Below are 16998 nucleotides of genomic sequence, written 5' to 3' on the forward strand. Positions count from 1 at the left end.
CGGGCGGTCAGCTTGCCCTTGGCATGCTGCGCGGCCGTCGCCTTCTCACTCGGTCCGGCCAGCGCCTGCGCACGGATCTCGTGCAACTCGGCGACGTGACCACGAATGTCCGTCGGCCCTGGCTCCGTCGACGCTGGAGCAGTCGTCATCGCCATCTCTGGTCCCTTTCTGGGACAAGACTGAGGAGAGAATCCCGCCCCGGATCCATGGAGAACATGATCAAACCGCCTATACGGTTTGCTTGAGCAGTGGTGGAAGAGGTTTCGGACAACGGTCGACTCACCGCCAACTCTCGGGCGGCGCGTAACCCGCCGACCCGTCCCACCAGCTCCAACCGAGCGCCGGCGGCGGCTCGGGCTCGACCGGGGGGTGCGACCACAGTGCGAGCAACACCACGGCGAGAGCTGCCAGTTCCTCCTCGCTGGCAACCCCGCGTTCCACCCGGAGCACGGCTTCTGAGCTCTCCATCCAGCTCATCTCCCCCTCTCCCTGCAGACTTGAGCCAGGGTCGACCGGGAGACTCGAAAAGCGCTGAGGGATCACTTGAGGCCGGGTGTATGCCCAACCCCAACTCCGGTCCATGGCCAAGGTTTTACTCGCGCACAAGCGGTCGGTTTCGCTGTAGCGTCATCGGAGGGCTGCTGGGGCGACGACCTGGGACAGCTTGGCTCCAACAGGGCCTTACCGGTACTGGATCTGGAAGCCAGCGTTCCGAAAGTAGTCGTAGCGGAGTGCTTCCTACCACTGGAAACTAAACCGGGTGGTATGTATCTTCACAGGCCTGAGAGTCCTGAAGCACAAACACGCCGACGCCGCTCAGGGGGAACAGACATGTCTGCGAGCACGTTCAGTGTCGAACACGCGGCACCCGACACCTGGCGCACGGGGCGGGACATCACGATGCCGCAGCAAGCCACAGCGCTTCGCTATCCGAGCCTCACCACCACGGTCCCGAAGGAGTTCGTGCACCGCGCCAGCGTCGCCGAGGTGATGCTCACCGACTGGGCGCGCCTGGACGAGCAGCACTTCACAGTGACCGCTCAGTGGCCGCGGCTGCACTGCTTCTTCGCCACCATCGACGGTTACCATGATCCACTCCTGGTAGCCGAAACGATCCGCCAGGCCGGACTGCTGCTGGCGCACGCGGAGTTCGACGTGCCGCTCGACCACAAGTTCCTCATGTGGGACCTGTCGGTCGACATCGACGCCGAGCAGCTCCTCATCGGCGGCGCGCCGGCCTCCGTGGTCATCGACATCACCTGCTCGGACATCAAGTGGCGGGGCCGGAACATCTCGGGTCTGCACTTCGACGCGGTGATCCGCCGCGACGGGCAGCAGGTCGCGACCGCGGGCGCCACCTTCACCTGCCTCGCCCCGGCCGTCTACCGGCGTCTGCGGACTCCGCGGATCGGTGACGGAGTGGCGCCGATTCCGCTGACGAGCCCGATCGCCCCGCAGGACGTGGCCCGACTGTCGCCGACGGACGTCGTGCTCTCCCCGCTGCCCGCGCCGGACAGCTGGCAGCTGCGAGTGGACACCAGGCACCCCGTGCTCTTCGACCACCCGGTCGACCACGTACCGGGCATGGTGCTGCTGGAGGCCGCCCGCCAGGCCGCCATCGCGTACCTGGGTCGCGACTGCCTCCCGGTGGGCCTCACCAGCGAGTTCACCCGCTACGCGGAGCTCGACGAACCGTGCCTGGTCGAGGTGTGCTCCCTGCCGCGCGACGAGCAGGGCCGTGAGCGCGTGCTCGTGACAGGGCGCCAGGAGGGCGAGGTCGTCTTCTCCTCGACCCTCACCGCGGCACCGGCCACCGCCTGAACGACAAGAAGCGGCTCAAGGGAACTGCTCCCTTGAGCCGCTTCGGTATGCCCCCGAGAACTTGAGGCGACCCCGGATACGCCGAGACGAGATGGCCTCCGATACGCCGAAGACCCCGGGTGCCCTCAGGCACCCGGGGTGACAGGCCACCAGTGGTGACCTCAGGCAGGGGCCGGTTCCGGCTCCAGTGCATCGAGCGCCGCGCGCACCACACGGGCGCCCCGGTCCGGGGCCACGTCCAGCCGCATCAGCACAGCCGGAGAGGCGACGGAGGGCAGCAGGTGCTTCAGCAGCACCGAGGCCCGGTACTCGACGTCATCGAGGCCGGTCTCCAACTGGGCATAGAGCTGTACGCCGTTGAAAGCACTGACCACCAACTCGGCAACCTCGCGCGGCACCACATGGGCGAGGGTCTCGCCCCGCTGATGTGCCTCGGTGAGGACCTCCGTGAGCACGTCCACCCACAGCGGCCAGGCGCTGCCGTAGTACTTGATACCGGCCGGGTCCGACGAGAGCCGGGCACCGGCCCGCAGCAGCGGCTCGTGCCGCAGCCTGTGGGCCACCGTCATCGCAACGTCCACGACCTCCTGGAGCTTGACCTCCTGCTCGGGCAGCGCCTGGGCCGTCTGGAGCTCCAGGACTCCCTTGGCGAGCGCTTCCTTGGAGTCGAAGTGGAAGTACAGGGCGCCCTTGGTCACCCCTGCGGTCTTGAGGATGTCGGCGACTGTTGCCGCTGTGTACCCGTGTTCCGCGAAGACGACCGCGGCGGCCTCCAGAACTGCGCGACGGGTCCTGACCGCACGTTCCTGCTGGGCCATGGGACCTCCCTTTCCCTCAACCGCACCGGAGCCTTACGAGCCGGAGCCGCAGACCGGAGCACCAAGAACAAACCGTCCAAGAGGTACCTTATTCTCTTGGTCAATGGAATGACAGCGCTTGAGTTCGCCCAGTATTCGCCCCCTGATCCTCCGTGCAGCCCCGGTCACAGGGCGTGTATCCCCTCGCCGCGAAGTCGAAACATGCTGGTCAGAGGAACCCTACGGGGTCATCCGGGGGTCCTGCGGCGGCAGGGCAGAAAAACCATCCACCCTGTACGTTTTCCGGCTGGATTCTGCTGTCAGCCCGTCCTGTCAGACGCTGACAGGAACCATACTCTCGGAAGTCGCCGCCACACCGGCCGATCCGGGCCACAGCCGCCCTTCTGCCGCCTCGGCGTCCAGGGCACGCACCAGACGCTCGTCGATCGCGTCGAGCGAGCCGACCATGTGCCGCACGCCGGCCCGTCGCATCAGCTGGCGCTGGAAGCTGTGCTCGTAGGAGGTCGGGTGCCCGATGAAGGCCGCCCCGAGCTCCTGGGCGACCTCGGCCACCCGCGCCACGTCGTCGATGAAGAGCGCCTCGTCGCAGCGGACCCCGAAGACGTCCTCGGCGATCTCCCGGATGCCAGGACGGAAGCCGTCGGTGCAGACGTAGCGCGGCTCGTCGAAGGACCCCGCGTACGCGCCGAGGTGGCGCTCGAAGTGGTCGCGCTCCAGGCCTCCGTAGCACACCAGACGGGCCCCGGTGGCGCGCAGCCGCTCCAGCAGTGCGCCGACCCCCTGCGTGACCCGGACCGGGTGCTGCTCGATGTAGGCCCGGCGCTCGCGGAAGTACTCCTGCACGACCTCCTCCGGCGTACCGGGCACTCCCATCGCGGCCGCGGCCCGTAGCTGCGTCTGCGACAGCACCGCCCGCTCCAGCTCGGCGGTGTAGATGCCGCCGCGGCTCGTCACGAACCGGTGGATGACCGGACTGAACGTGTCGTTCAGCAACACCCCGTCGATGTTCACCGCGATCAGTCGCAGATGCCGCAAGGCCATCACAGAACCGCCTAAACGTCGGGCCGTACGACGTACGGCGCCCAGGTGGGCAAGTCGAAGGCCTCGCGCCGCTGCACCGGCTGCGCCGACCTCATGGATTCGACAATAAACCGGACGTGCGGTTTCTTCAACAGCTATCCTTGAGTCGTATCGCTCGCGACAGGGGGCTCACAACCGTGGGGGGAACGATGAGCAGCACGTTGAAGGGCAGAACAGCACTGGTCACCGGTGCGGGGCGGGGAATCGGCCGGGCTGTCGCCCGGCGCCTGGCGGCGGACGGCGCGCTCGTCGCCGTGCACTACGGCAGCGACGAAGCCTCGGCCCGCGAGACCGTCGAGCAGATCACCTACGAGGGCGGACGCGCCTTTGCGCTGCACGGGCCGTTGGGGGTGCCCGACGACGTCCGCACGGTCTACGAGCGGCTCGACGCGGGTCTGCACGACATGGGCGAGCCGGCCGAGCTCGACATCCTGGTCAACAACGCCGGCTTCAACGTCCGGGGCGGGGTGTCCGAGGTGACCCCGCAGGACTTCGACCGGCTGATGGCCGTCCACGCCAAGGCCCCGCTGTTCCTGGTGCAGGAAGGGCTGGGGCGGCTGCGCGGCAGCGGGCGGGTCATCAACATCAGCTCCGCGGCCACCCGGGTCGCCCTGCCGACCTCGCTGGCGTACTCCATGGCCAAGGGGGCCCTGGAGACCCTCACCCGCACACTCGCCAAGGAGCTGGGGCCGCGTCAGATCACCGTGAACTGCGTGGCGCCGGGCTTCGTCAGGACGGACCTGAACCAGCAGCGCTGGGCCACGCCCGAGGCCGAGGCCGTGCATGCCGCGTTCTCCGTGTTCGGCAGGATGGGACAGCCGGGCGACATCGCCGATGTCGTGGCCTTCCTGGCCTCGCCGGACTCCCGCTGGGTGACCGGCCAGTGCATCGACGCGTCCGGCGGGACGGGGCTGTAGTTCCGGCAGCGGCCCTCCCGTTCGGCAGGTCACAGCGGCAGGATGAGACCCGGCTCAGGTGTCGTCGAGGGCTGCTGTGAGCCGCCCGAGCGCGGCGTCTTACGGCCCTTGGTGCCCGGAGCCAGGGTGCGTGGGTCCACGGCCTCAGCGGGCGCTCCAGTGGCGTACAGGCCGTCCGGGTCGGTGTCCCGGTCGTGGGGCAGCAGCCAGAACACCCGGCGGCGGAACGTGCCTGAGGACCGGGAGGGCTTGGCCTGCGGCCCCAGCAGCGCGTACCCGACCATCCGGCCGTCGCGGTGGTAGGCAGGCCGCCCCCGCCGGGTCGGCAGCCGGTCCAGGCTCTGGCGTACGTAGTCGAGGCCGTCTATGTCCTCCAGCCAGACGAAGCCGACCTCGTGGACGATCTCGTCCTCTGCGATGAGAGAGCTCATGCAGTCTCCTCGTCGGCGAGCAGTCCGATGCCCGGGTAGTACTTGCGCTGGTTGGAGAGGATCATCTCTTTCGGTGACGCGAGCCCCACGAGCTCTCGGACCCGGGCCGCGAAGGACCGGGACGAGATCGCGGGGGCGCCCTCATTCTGACACCACGTCCGGTAGGCGGCGTACAACTGCGTTTGTTCCGCTCTCAGTTCGGTGTCCAGTACGCAAGATTCGCCCAGAAAACGCCCGGTGTGGTCCTCGGTCTCCGCATACGCCGTGGTGGCGATGCGGACCCGCTCCGGCCCGCTGAGGTCCTTCTCGCCGCTCAAGTAGCGCCGGGCTCCCTGCACCAGCCAGTTGAGGATGCCGGGGCCCTCCTCGGTGACCAGGATGTCCGCCAGGTTGTCGATCTTCCGCTGGTCGGGCACCACCCGCTCGAACGGCAGCAGGCGCATCCGCCGCCAGAACGCGAAGCCGCCGGTGCCGACCTCGGGCCGGTGGTTGCCCAGCAGCCACAGCTTGTGCGTCGGCGGGAAGCTGAAGAAGTCCTGCCGCATCCGCCGCGCCTTGATCCGGTCGCCGCCGGTCAGGAGCTTCACCCGCGCCTCGTCGAACCGGTCCCCCGGCTTGACCTCGCTGCACACGATGATGCGTCGGCCGTGCAGTTCGGCCAGGTCGGTGGGGTGCCCCTCGTACGGGCGGGCCATCAGGAAGCCGGGCGGCGCGACATCGGCGTAGTCGCCTATCAACTTCATCACCACGTCCAGGAGCACCGACTTGCCGTTCTTGCCCGAGCCGAACAGGAACGGCATCACCTGGCCGCCGACGTCCCCGGTGATGGAGTAGCCCAGCAGCAGATGCAGGAAGTCGATCATCTCCGCGCAGTCAGGCCCCTCTCCGAACGTGTCGGTCAGGAAGCGGTCCCAGCGCGGGGTCGGCATCGGCTGCGGTGAGACGGTCGTCCGACGGGAGTGGAAGTCCTTGTGCGGCTGCGGCGCCCGGATCAGCCCGGTGCGCAGATCGACGATGCCAGCCGGGGTGCACAAGGCGTAGGGATCGGCGTCCAGCAGCGCCGCGTTCATCACCATGCCGGGTGCGGAACGGGCCTGGGTGAGCATCGCGGTCAGGCCGCTGGTGCTCAGCGCCCGGCGGCGGTGCTGCTGGAGCGCTGCCGAGGTGTAGACACCGCGCGGGTCGGACGTGGCGATGGACTCCGCCAGGTCTCCAGCGGCCCACATCATCGTGTCGTCGTCGTCCGGCTGCCAGCGGGTGCGGTCCCAGCGGAACCAGCCGAGGCCGGGCACGTGCTTGTAGTCGTTGGCGTAGAGCTTCACGAACAGCTTGGCGTTGCCCCGATCGCTGAGGGTGTCGGGCAGCAGCCCGTCGGCCGCGGCCTCCACGGGGACTCGGACGTCGTCGGCCGGGTTCTCCCCCGGACGAGGCGAGGGCACAGACCGGTCGAGTGTCCGCGAAGCGAACCGAGCGCTGTCGAACCGAGCGCTGTCGAACTCGAAAAGAGCGTCGTCGTGTCCTGAGATCACCGGCGACCCCACACTTCCATGGAACATGACGCGGAGAGCCTCAAGCCACTGTGCGATTTCCGCAGCTCAGCAGTCATCTGCACCCCCCGTGAGCGACCGAAGCGACTGAACGACTAAGGCAGATTAGCGAAGCGAACGCTCAGGTAGGTGTGCCTGTGCATGCCGGTTTCAAGCCGACTTCACCTTCCTGGCGGCCGTCCGACCACCCGTCAGCGACTCAGCGACTGAGAGGCAGCGACTGAGAGGGCTTGAGTAGCTGCTTCAGACGCTTCATAAAGTCGCAGGTCACAGTGGGTAAGACTACCGAAACAGCGACTGAAGCGACTGAACTTCTCTATCTATGACGCCAACACGCGCACGCGCACGCACGCGTGCGTTGGTGTTCATATACCCGGGGCTTGAGTCGCTTCAGTCGCTGATTGGTGGGGATGTCCCGTCTGAGCTGGGGTTTTATCTAGCGACCGAGAGCTACTCAAGGGATCTTCAGTAGCTCCGCTTCAGTCGCTCGACCACTCTGTGGACTCCAGCGGGACTCCAGGGGCTCTTGATCAATCGTTGGTGAAAGCTTTCCTCAATGTCGGAGCCACAGTCGCTTCGGTCGCTTCAGTCGCTGGGGAGCTCTCTTCAGTCGCTGAGACGGAGCCGCTTCGGTCGCTGGGACGGATTCGGACACCGATCCGGAATACTGAGCCCCGGAGCATGTCCGTACGGTGAGGGAGGAGAGGCCCGCATGCCAGAGCGCAACCAGGACTTCGGCAAGTACGGTGCCCGCGGCATCAAAGGGCACGAGGCTGTTGCCCGGCGCCTGGACGCCCTCGCCGGCTACATCTCCACCCCCGTCACCACCCGTCGCGGGCTGCTTGCCCGGCTGCACTACCTCACCCGCACCGACCACGCCCGCGCAGCCGCCCGGGAGGCGGGCCTGACGGTCACCGAACGCACTCTGAGAGCCTGGCTGGACGGCAAGCGGACTCCCACCAAGAAGAACCTGGACCGGGTCGAGACGGCTTACCGCACGGTCCGCCGCCACAACGTCGCCCGCTACTTGCTGGCACGCCTCAACCGCGAGGGCCGCGGCACCCGGGTGGAGATCCACCCGCTCAACCAGTCCCAGGTCCCGCGCCCGAGGCAGCGCTTCGTCGAGTTCCGCACCCTCAACATCCGCCAGTGGGACCGGATCGTCGACGCCTGGGCCGCTGACGACAGGGAAGCCCTCGACGAGGCCTGGGTCAACCACATCGTCGACCTCGGTTCGCAGTGGGGCCAGTACGAGTACGTCACCAACATCGGCTTCGCGGCCTGAGCAACAGCGCAACGAGGCTCAGAAGCCGTTCTGTTCGCGCGGCCGAGCGTCGGTAGGTCTCCGCGCCCGGACGTACGCCACGGGAGCCCTGCCACCCACTCGCCCTCGGCGACTTCCGGGTCCGAGTCGCTTGAGAGCTCCTTGAAGCGTGGCTGATACCGCAGGGTGGTTGCTGGAGACACACGCGCGCCTGGCCGACCGCGTGCGGCGCCGTCGTGGCGGACTTTCGTGGGCACAGGTTCGGACGTGGCGGCAGGAACTCCCCCATCACCTCAGCCAGCTACGGACGGTCAGTTGACGATGTAAGAGAGCGCAACGCCCAGATCGCCTCTGACCTGCGAAAACGTCCTAGGAGACCCAGTTCCTAGGAACTGCCTGGCAGTTCCTAGGAACTGGGTAGATTGCCCTCACGTCAATGAGCAGAGCCCCCCGTGGAGACCCCAACGGGCCTGTTCACGGGGCTTTTTCGCATCGTGTGCGGACGACCTCAAGGCGTGAGAAGGACGCCTCGACACGGCTGAGGGGACTGAGTTCATTGACTTGGTGCTCATGTACGTTAAGTTCATCAGGTCGGCCTCGCGGCCGTGCTCCAACTGTCCATCAACCCGTGTACGGAGGCCCACTTGGGAGCGGTACGCAGACTGGTCGACGCCAACACAGGCGAGCCGGTCCCCTATGCGCCGTACGCGTTCGCAGGCCGCCACACCCAGGTGGACAAGGCACGTGTCGAGGCGATCACCGAGTCGAAGGCGTTCACACCGAGTCAGAAGTTCCTCGTCCTGTGGTGGATCGGCGTCTCACCGGAAGGCATGAACCCGCTGCGCGCGACGGGTTCCGACATTGCCAAACGAGTGGGAATGTCCACCGACGCCGTCGGGAAAATCAACCGGAAGTTGGCCAAACACCGCATCCTGGTGGTGCGAGGACGCATCGGCAACTACAACCTGTACCGCATCAGCCCTTACATTGCCTTCCACGGAACAGGGCTGGAGCAACGGGAAGCGGTGAGGACGTGCAACCCGCCGGACATCCCTGGATTCGATGACAAGACCCCTGCGCGGTGGGAGGCCCAGTGACCAGTGACGACAAGCAGAAGAACTTGGAGCTGCTCAAGGCCACGGCCGGCATGACCGCCAACCAGCGCCTTGTCGTCATGCTCTACGCCCTGCACCCGACCGACCGGGCAGGAGCGGTCGTCGAGACCGCGGCGAACCTCTCCGCCCTCGTGGGCATGTCCGCCCCCGTCTTCTCCCGCACCCGCAAGCAGGTCATCGAGGCAGGCTGGCTCGAGGAGTCCGACAAGCTCGCCCACATCCGGTACTACCGCCTCAGCCCCAAGGCCCTCGGCGAGCACGTGGTCATCCCCCTGCGCCGAGCGACCTGACCCTGTACCTGGACGCAAGGAAGGCGTCCCCCAGAGCGTTCCTCATTAGCACCAAGTCAATGAGGAGCTGTCTCTGGGACGCCTCCATTGCGTCCACGTTCAACAATCAGCCGACAACGGTCCACCTGTGTTCGAGGTCGGCGAGGCGGGAGAGAGCGCTGACTGTCGGCAATGCCGATACACGGGCGTCATCGATCAACACGCCAGCTTCGTCGTCCCGGTCCACCGTGACCACCTTCAGATGGTCGGTGTCCCGTCCCATACGACGCCCTCGGCGAGGCCGATGCCCAAGAGCCCTGGCGACGCGGTCGCCGGCCAGGAGCGGCGGCCGGGGCATGTCTGCGCCAAGCCCCTCCCCCGCTACAGCTTCAGGCCGAGCGATATCTGTAGCTCCTCATAGGGCCGTCGCTGCACCGGACCTCGGGGTGTTCCGGCAGCACGTCGACGAGTGCGACAGGCTGTTCGCCCCGTCGCAGAGGTCGGCTCGCTGCTCGCCGTGTGGCCGGAATTGAGCAGTCGTCGACGGACGACGTCTCTCAGCAGGGTGTGCTCTCGGGCGGCTCCGACTCGCTCGCCGAGGCCGTCCAGGCACTGCGCGCCCGGGACTGGGACGTCCCCCGCTGAGGGTCGCCGCCCCCTTCCACCAGTGGCTGGCGGAGGCCTCCGAGCGGCTCAGCAAGGTCCTGGAGGGCATCACTTTCCACGAGTCCGGCTGTGCCGCTGATGCAGCCGTACGCGGCGCTCGCAGGCGCCTACAAGGCCGAGCTGCCCATTGGCTTGGCACGAAAGGCTGGGGGCGACGCGCTGGTGCTCGACAAGGCGGTGGTACGCGTGCGATGGAGCTGAGCGACATGGCGCTCACCCGGCTCGCCCGGAACTCTGCAGCCTCCGCCGCACCAGCCGCCGGTTCCTTGCCGATTGGCGTGGCGCTGGACCAAGGAGCTGCCAGCCCAGCAGCTGGATTCGGCCATGATCTTCGCCCACCTTCGGCGGCAGGTCCCACCCGGCCGACCGCCCGACACCGAGCTGCCAGGTCCGACCGAGCCGGCCCGGACGCGCAGTGACCACCGAGCCCGAACCGTGGCGGCTCACGCCTCGTGCCCGGCACGCGCCGCCACCACCACCGTACGTCCGGATGTCCGAGGCACCTACCGCCGCACCCCCCACCCAAGTCCACGCCGACAAGTGACTTCATGGGACCACGGCACCACGCAGAAACTCGCCGTGCAGAACACCACGGCGCGGACGTTCCGCTCGCTGCGCAAGGTCGTCTACAGCAGCCCCCATCGACCGTGTCCTTCCCCGCGAACTCGCGGTACAACATGCTCTTGCCGACTTTGCTCTAGTCGATCAGCTACTGCATGAGGTAGCAGCCCCCGGCACGGTCGGTGAACCAGCGGTCGCCGCCTCCAGGCAACTGACCGAAGAGGTCACGAGGAGAGGCGCCCGGAGTGGCCTATCGGAGACCAGAGGCAGAACCCTCTCATGACATGACGTCATGAGAGGGTTCTGCCTAACCGCCAACCGCAACTGCTCCGCTCAGCCGTCAGCCCGAGCCCGAGCCTCCTCGACGAACCTCTCGGCCAACTCCCCCAGCCGAGCCGGATCCCGCTCCAACGCCCGCATGCTCAGGAACCGCAGCAGATCGAAGAACAGATCGTCACTGCCCACCTTGGCGTTCAGCAGCATCGCCAGCGCCCCAGGCTGGTCGAAGGGCACCGGCCGCCCCCGCAGCTCCTCCCCCACACCGGAGTCACCACGAGGCTCAGGCACCCCGTCGACCCCGGAAGCAGAGTCTTGGGTGATTACGTCGTAATCACCCGGAGCCTCCCGCCCCCCCGCCTCATCGACGACACCGTCCACACCCAGAGCCCCACCGACAACCTCGCCGTCGGCCTGCCCGGTGATTACGACGTAATCACCGGATGAGCCCTCCCGAGCGGGCCGAGGAGTGGCTACGTCGTAATCACTCCGGCCGACTTCCGGAGCCGAGGAGCCGGCCGATCGGACAGACGAAGAGGAGCCGGCCGAGGGACCGCTCGCGGGGTCGGTGATTACGCCGTAATCACCCGAGGCGGCTTCGGCAGCCGCTGCGGCAGCTCCGGAGGAACGCTCCCTGGCACCGCCACCACCCCCCTTCAACTCCTTATGCCGCTTGAGCTGCTCCAGGACGGCTTCCTGCTTCTCGGCAGGCTTGTTGCCCACGGCCCGCAGTAGATCGATGGGCTCTACGCCGATACGGGCCTGAAGCTCGGGCGTCAGATGAAGCAGGGCCAGCCGCTGCGAGACCCACCCCTGGGACCGATGCAGCCGCTTGGCGAGAGCGCGCTGACTCCCATGGATGGCCAGCAGCCGCTGAAGGGCCCGAGCCTCGTCGAGCTCCTCAAGGTCCTGCCGGTGGATGTTGGCGACGAGCGCGGACTCCAGCAGCTCCTCGGAGGTGCTCCCCTGATCATCACTGACCATGACCTTGATGGTGGCCAGCCCCGCCTCACGCGCCGCGGCGAGCCGGCTGCTGCCGTCGACGACGACGTACGTGGTGTCCGGCTCCAGCGCGGACTCATGCGCGGGGTTGGCCTTGATGTAGGCATCCCGGTTCATGACCGTGATGGCCTGCTTCTGACCGTGGGTCTTCAGACTCCCGGCCAGGTCCGTCAGATCGCCCAGGGTGGAGCGCGGGTTGTCGGGGTTGGGACTGACCCGGTGAACGGGAAGCTCGCTGGGCGAGGCTACGCCCTCGGTGGGAACCCCGGTGGCCGCGGCAACGGCCTGCCGCCGCGCACTGACGGGCCGCACTCCCCCACCGAACCGCCCGGCGCCGAGCTGATCGGCCTTGCTCACAGAACCTCCCGAGCCAGCGCACGCATCCCCACAGCCTGCTGAGACTTGGGCGCGTAGGACAGCAGAGGCTTCTTCACGCGCACGGCTTCCTTCTGTTCCTTCAGATCCCCGATCACCCCCACAACCCGAGGATCCTTTATGTCCACCCACCCCTGAAGAGACGAAGTAGCGATGTACCCCCGTCGCGAGTCATACAGATTGACGACGATCCCGAGGTAGTCGATGTCGACCTGGAGGTCGCCCCGAAGGTCGTCGATCTGCGAGGTGAGGAGCTCGTAGGCATCAGCCGAACTGTCCTCGGCCTGTACGACGATGAGCGCCCCGGACTGCCCGGGCGCCTCCCCGCCCCGCCGCCGCCCGTAGTAGGCCGCCGCGTCCATGCTGAGCCCGAGGCTCGGAGGACAGTCGACGATGATTACGTCGTAATCACTCTCCAGCGAAGCCAGCGCCCGCTCCAGAGCAGCCTCCCGAGCCCGCACGGCGGACAACCGCACATCGAGCAGGAATGCGTCATGACAGGCGGGCAGCAGATGGAGCCGCCCTCCGAAGACGTCTTCGTCGATGGATACGAGGAGATCCCGCAGCTCGCCCTTGGCATCCCCAGCCATGTGATTGGTGAGACTGTCCCCGGCCATGGGCAGGGGAGTGGCTCCCAGCTGATTGGTCAGATGGCACTGCGGATCGAAGTCGACGAGCAGCACCCGAAGCCCGGGCCCCGGCAGATTCTCCACGTCAAGCGGATCCTCCACGGCCGTGCCCTCATCGCCCGACGCCTCACTGGCCCGAAGGGCAAGGGCAAGAGCCTTAGCAACCCGCACGGGATGCAGCGAGTTGGAGTCCTCGGCGAGAGCCTCTCCCAGGCCAGCGGTGATGGCGGTCTTCCCTACCCCACCCTTCTGGTTGCAGACCACAACCCGCCGGGTCACGGCCGGCCGCTGTACCTCGGGCGCCGGATGGGTGTCGAGCCACAACTGCACGGATTGAGCGAGCCCCTGAATCAGCGAAACCCGCCGATCGGCGGCAACACGCCGGAACTCCTCCCACTGTCCAGAAGGCAGAAACGTGGCAAAGGAATCGGCCCCAGCAGTGTCGACAGCCGCAGTAGCTGAAGCCAGGGAGCACCACTCCCGAACCCCCGCCTCCACAGCCGCCTGAATCTCAACCCCGCACTGCGCGGCTCTGACCTTCAAACTCTGCCGGAGCCATCCCGGCAACTTCGACACGACCTTCTCCCGGTCGCTGGGGGTGACTGGCGAACTCATGAAGACACCATACTAACGTCCAAGATCACATCCCACTCCGACACGTTAGCTACCCCAACTTCCTCACCCTGATTACGCCGTAATCAACCCCATCCCTCACCCGCCCCTCGACCCGCCTTCAAGCCGACGGGACTGATTACGCCGTAATCACCCTCAAGGCGACGAGCGGCGACAACGGCCGCCCGGAACGGCAAACAGCGCCAACTTGGAGGCCAGAACGCGCCGACGGGGAAGGACACCGCGCACTCATGCAGGATCGGACGGCAAGCCGACTGAAGCGCAACAGCACCTCGCGAGACTGCAGCCATCGACAGCCAGCCACGACGAGGCGGTTGGCCAGAAGACCAGGCACGCATGAGCACGCCTGCCCCGGGCACGTACGCTCCGAGGCAGTGTGGGTCGCGTCGCATGCAGTGGTGTAGCCAGGCAGAATCCGGGAACGCGTGGGTGTCTGCCCGGGGCGCGAGCATCCGCCTCGGGGAACAGCTAAGGACGTATTCGAGCACCATGATGGGATATGGCGGGTGTGTCCCGGCCTGTGCAACGACGCTCGCCCGTCTGGTCACGGTGCCGCGCAGCTCTGGCCGCCCGCTTCACCACTTCATGCCGAGGGCGTTGAGGTCTGCTCGTCGCTGTGGGGTGAGTGTGTTGGCTCTGCGGCGGGTGTTGGAAAGCCATCCGCCGAGTTTGATTTCTGTTCCGTCTTGCAGACGTTCGGTGTGGTGTCTGGGTACGGCGAGGTGGCCTTCGCGTGCGTGGTACTGGTGGGCGGCGGTGAGGTTGGTGGCCCATTTGTCGTCCTGGGTGCGCCCTTTGGGCTGTTCGTCGTCGTCGGCGGGCTGGAGTCCGAGGACGTTTTCGAGGAGCCATTGCTGGGCGGGCAGGAGCTTGTCCCATCCGAGTCGCTGCGCGGCTGTCCAGGCGCCGAGGTCTTCGCCCTGGGCGAGGATCTGGCCCGCGGTGTGGGGGAGGGTGCCGCCGTCCTTCAGGTGGGCGTGTGTGAGGCGGAAGGCGCGTTGCCAGGCGATGTCCCACCCGGTGGGGCACCAGCCTGTATCGAGGTCCTCCAGGTCCTTGAGACGGCTTTCTGGGAGTTCTCCGGTGTAGGAGACGGCGTCGCCCGCGGCGCGCCGCTCGGCGTTCTGCGTGGCTTTGCGGGCGGCGGCGCGCTGGTTCTTGGCCCAGACCCCGATGGGGTACCCGTCCCAGGCGGCGTGGGTGGGTGGGAGCAGATGCCCGTGTGCGGCCGCGTACGAGCGCGCCACGGCGAGACCTTCCTCCCAGGCGACGTCGTGGTGTGACCACACCATGCCGACCGCTTCAAGCTGCTCCGCGCGCTTCGCGTCGAGGTCGCCGGAGTTGTAGTAGCGCCGCTGGTCGGCGAGCCACACCCCCAGTGGGAACCCGGCGGCCGCTCCGGCCCCGTCGTCTGGGACCCGGTAGTCGTACGGCACGCGCAGCTGCTCGGCCCCGGTCTCCTGCAGCCACCGCATGGCGGCCGCGATGCCACGCCGCCAGTACGTCTTCTCCGGGTCGATGACCCGCAACCTGATGAACTGCGCGATCTGAACAGGGTCGCGTTCCTCACTGAACCGCAGCAGCCCCCTCGCGGCCGACCTGCCAGCGTCCGCGCCCTCGCTGTCCGCCTGGTCCAGATCCTGCTCCGGGTGCGTGCCGTGCTTGTCGTCCTCGGGGTGCTCGTAGCGGCCGCTGCGCGGGCGCGGGTCGGCGAGAGCCTCGATGGTGTCGGTGTCGTGGGCCCGCAGCGCTCCGAGGACCTTCGCGAGGGTCCCGTAAGCGTCTGAGGTCAGCATTTCCCCGGCTTCCTCACCAGGGGAAAGGAATACGGGGACCACGAGTGTGGCGATCTTCCCCCGCCCAGGCTGAATCCGCAGCGCCCGTCCGACCATTTGCACGATGTCGACCATCGAGCCGCGTGCGTCGCAGAAAGCAACGGCATCACAGTTTGCGGTATCGACGCCTTCACCGAGGACCTTCACGGAGCTGAGAACCCGCAATGCAGCTGATATATCTGATTCTCTGTCGGCATTGTCGGCGATGAAGTCGGAGGCGAATTCAGCGAGCACCTCGCGTCGGTGGCTGGTCGGGTGTTCGCCGTACAGCCACTCTGCCCACACCCGCTCCGCGGGCGGGAACGTCTCGGGGTCCTCGGCCCGCAGCCGCACTGCCACCCCTGGCACACCCGCGGCCATGGCTTCAGCCTCGGCGACCCTGCTGTGGAACGTCAGCACACGGCGCAGTCGCTCTTTCGCGGCCGCAGTGAGCAGCCCGGTCTGCAGCGCGGCGAGCCGGGCGCCGCGTACGGAGTCGGAGCCGGCCGACCCGACGGCGATCGCCGTGTGCACCTCCGGATCGCGGATGTCCATGCAGACCACCTGGTAGGGGGCAACGAGCCCGCGCTGGATGGCCTCAGACAGTTTCAACTTGTAGGCAACGGGCCCGAACACGGGCGAGTCCTCGTCCATGCTCGCGACCAGCCGCGGCATATGGCCCTCGGCCTCCCACACCCGCGCCGTCGCGGTCATGTACAGCCGTCGCACGGCCGGAATGCGCGCCTGGTCGTGCACGGCCGCCCACGGCTTGCCCGTGTCCCCGCTGGTGCGATGCGCCTCATCGACGACCATCAGGTCCCACACGCCCAGTCCGGCCTCATGAGCGCGTTGCAGGATGCCCAGGCCGATGGCCGCGTACGTCGCGAAGACGGTCACGCTGTCCAGGTCCCGGAGCCACTCAGCGAGTTCACCCGGATCGGTGGTGCAGGGGACACCGCCGCTGTCCTGTACACGCAGCGAGCACACCCCGACCATCGCTCCGCGCCGACCGCCCTGACGCCAGGCGGCAGCCATCTGAGTCAGCAGGTCCAAAGTGGGCACCAGGACCAGGACCCGGCGCGCGGACAGCCGCCGCGCGGACTCCACGGCAATCAACGTCTTTCCGGACCCGGTTGCGGCAATTGCCTGTGTCCGAAGCCCTTCGGGAGGCATGTGTCCGCCAGGAGGAGTCTGCAAATTGCGCATGACGCCGTCCACTGCCTCTACCTGATGAGGCCTCAACTCGATTTTCGGCATCAGAGAATCCTTTTCATCCACCCCAGTGCGGCAAGTGACGGAGATTCATCAGTCACCGATACGCATACTTCCCATCAGATGCCCGGGGCCCGTATCGCAAGCACCGCTGCTATCCTCCGAGCCCAGAGTCTATCCTGACTAACAAAATGACATACGGAACTCACACCAAGGGACCGTGCACTCAGGAGAATCACTGGCCCCCGGATACCCCGAACAACCCGCCGCCCCGTTCCCCAGCCAGCCACTGACGCGCGCGGAGCGTGCGTCAGTTACCGTACCGGACTGCGGAGCAGACCGGTACGGCTTGATCCGGCGTCAGCCGGATCGCCGGATCACGGAGTGGTCCGGCAGGCGGGACGGAGTCCCGCCGCATCCGGCGCGGAGCGCCGGATGGTTCCGCCGCGTAGCGGCGGCGCGTCGTCTTCGCGGAGCGAAGCGCGCGTGCCGGTCCCCGTCGCGCAGGGACCTTCTGCGGGCACCCGTCAGCACCGCCACGAGCTCGGCACTGAGCCCGGCGGCGTCG

16 protein-coding genes are annotated in these 16998 nt (G+C 67.3%); 7 read left to right on the top strand and 9 right to left on the bottom strand.

Annotated elements, in window-relative coordinates:
• Positions 1–279: 279 nt before the first annotated feature.
• Positions 280–468, bottom strand: a complete 189-nt coding sequence (locus ABZZ79_RS38840) for an acyl-CoA carboxylase epsilon subunit (protein ID WP_356697275.1) — start codon at positions 466–468, stop codon at positions 280–282.
• A 363-nt stretch (positions 469–831) separates the two neighbouring features.
• Between ABZZ79_RS38840 and ABZZ79_RS38845 the strand changes: the two genes are divergently transcribed.
• Positions 832–1821 (top strand): ScbA/BarX family gamma-butyrolactone biosynthesis protein, encoded by a 990-nt coding sequence (locus ABZZ79_RS38845; protein WP_356697277.1) that lies wholly within the window; start codon positions 832–834, stop codon positions 1819–1821.
• A 161-nt stretch (positions 1822–1982) separates the two neighbouring features.
• On the opposite strand, the gene ABZZ79_RS38850 is transcribed toward ABZZ79_RS38845, so the two are convergent.
• Together ABZZ79_RS38850 and ABZZ79_RS38855 are read right to left on the bottom strand one after the other, a co-directional pair.
• Positions 1983–2639, bottom strand: a complete 657-nt coding sequence (locus ABZZ79_RS38850) for a ScbR family autoregulator-binding transcription factor (protein WP_356697279.1) — start codon at positions 2637–2639, stop codon at positions 1983–1985.
• Between the two features lie 312 nt (positions 2640–2951).
• On the bottom strand, positions 2952–3665 hold the full coding sequence (locus ABZZ79_RS38855; protein ID WP_356697303.1) for an HAD family phosphatase: 714 nt from the start codon (positions 3663–3665) through the stop codon (positions 2952–2954).
• Positions 3666–3868: 203 nt separating this feature from the next.
• Here ABZZ79_RS38855 and ABZZ79_RS38860 point away from each other — a divergent pair, with 203 nt between their 5' ends.
• Entirely contained in the window at positions 3869–4636 is a 768-nt protein-coding gene (locus tag ABZZ79_RS38860; RefSeq protein WP_356697281.1) for an SDR family oxidoreductase, read from the top strand.
• Positions 4637–4665: 29 nt separating this feature from the next.
• On the opposite strand, the gene ABZZ79_RS38865 is transcribed toward ABZZ79_RS38860, so the two are convergent.
• On the bottom strand, positions 4666–5067 hold the full coding sequence (locus ABZZ79_RS38865) for a DUF6009 family protein (protein WP_356697283.1): 402 nt from the start codon (positions 5065–5067) through the stop codon (positions 4666–4668).
• A complete protein-coding gene (locus tag ABZZ79_RS38870) occupies positions 5064–6455 on the bottom strand; it encodes a phage/plasmid primase, P4 family (protein WP_356697305.1) in 1392 nt (463 codons plus the stop codon). Before ABZZ79_RS38870 ends, ABZZ79_RS38865 begins: the two co-directional genes overlap by 4 nt.
• Before the next feature lie 871 nt (positions 6456–7326).
• Between ABZZ79_RS38870 and ABZZ79_RS38875 the strand changes: the two genes are divergently transcribed.
• The 3 genes from ABZZ79_RS38875 (at position 7327) to ABZZ79_RS38885 (ending at position 9283) form a co-directional block, all read left to right on the top strand.
• Complete coding sequence (locus tag ABZZ79_RS38875; protein ID WP_356697285.1) at positions 7327–7899, top strand: transcriptional regulator; 573 nt, start codon at positions 7327–7329, stop codon at positions 7897–7899.
• A gap of 623 nt (positions 7900–8522) precedes the next feature.
• Entirely contained in the window at positions 8523–8975 is a 453-nt protein-coding gene (locus ABZZ79_RS38880) for a MarR family transcriptional regulator (protein ID WP_356697287.1), read from the top strand.
• Positions 8972–9283, top strand: a complete 312-nt coding sequence (locus ABZZ79_RS38885) for a replication initiation protein, RepL2 (protein ID WP_356697289.1) — start codon at positions 8972–8974, stop codon at positions 9281–9283. The genes ABZZ79_RS38880 and ABZZ79_RS38885 overlap by 4 nt, the downstream gene beginning before the upstream one ends.
• 106 nt (positions 9284–9389) lie before the next feature.
• On the opposite strand, the gene ABZZ79_RS38890 is transcribed toward ABZZ79_RS38885, so the two are convergent.
• The gene (locus ABZZ79_RS38890) at positions 9390–9545 is read right to left on the bottom strand and encodes a hypothetical protein (protein ID WP_356697291.1); all 156 of its coding nucleotides are present in this window, start codon (positions 9543–9545) and stop codon (positions 9390–9392) included.
• Positions 9546–9781: 236 nt separating this feature from the next.
• Here ABZZ79_RS38890 and ABZZ79_RS38895 point away from each other — a divergent pair, with 236 nt between their 5' ends.
• Both ABZZ79_RS38895 and ABZZ79_RS38900 read left to right on the top strand, forming a co-directional pair.
• The gene (locus ABZZ79_RS38895) at positions 9782–9907 is read left to right on the top strand and encodes a hypothetical protein (protein ID WP_356697293.1); all 126 of its coding nucleotides are present in this window, start codon (positions 9782–9784) and stop codon (positions 9905–9907) included.
• 90 nt (positions 9908–9997) lie between these two features.
• Complete coding sequence (locus ABZZ79_RS38900) at positions 9998–10129, top strand: hypothetical protein (RefSeq protein WP_356697295.1); 132 nt, start codon at positions 9998–10000, stop codon at positions 10127–10129.
• Positions 10130–10822: 693 nt separating this feature from the next.
• Here ABZZ79_RS38900 and ABZZ79_RS38905 read toward each other — a convergent pair.
• From ABZZ79_RS38905 to ABZZ79_RS38915, 3 genes are all read right to left on the bottom strand, one after another.
• Positions 10823–12124: a ParB/RepB/Spo0J family partition protein gene (locus ABZZ79_RS38905; RefSeq protein ID WP_356697297.1), complete on the bottom strand. Its 1302-nt coding sequence runs from the start codon at positions 12122–12124 to the stop codon at positions 10823–10825.
• Positions 12121–13386 (bottom strand): ParA family protein, encoded by a 1266-nt coding sequence (locus ABZZ79_RS38910; RefSeq protein WP_356697299.1) that lies wholly within the window; start codon positions 13384–13386, stop codon positions 12121–12123. The genes ABZZ79_RS38905 and ABZZ79_RS38910 overlap by 4 nt, the downstream gene beginning before the upstream one ends.
• Before the next feature lie 593 nt (positions 13387–13979).
• A complete protein-coding gene (locus ABZZ79_RS38915; protein WP_356697301.1) occupies positions 13980–16475 on the bottom strand; it encodes a Helicase associated domain protein in 2496 nt (831 codons plus the stop codon).
• Between the last annotated feature and the right edge of the window lie 523 nt (positions 16476–16998).

It is taken from the genome of Streptomyces sp. NPDC006458 (assembly GCF_040612135.1).
Classification (GTDB): domain Bacteria; phylum Actinomycetota; class Actinomycetes; order Streptomycetales; family Streptomycetaceae; genus Streptomyces.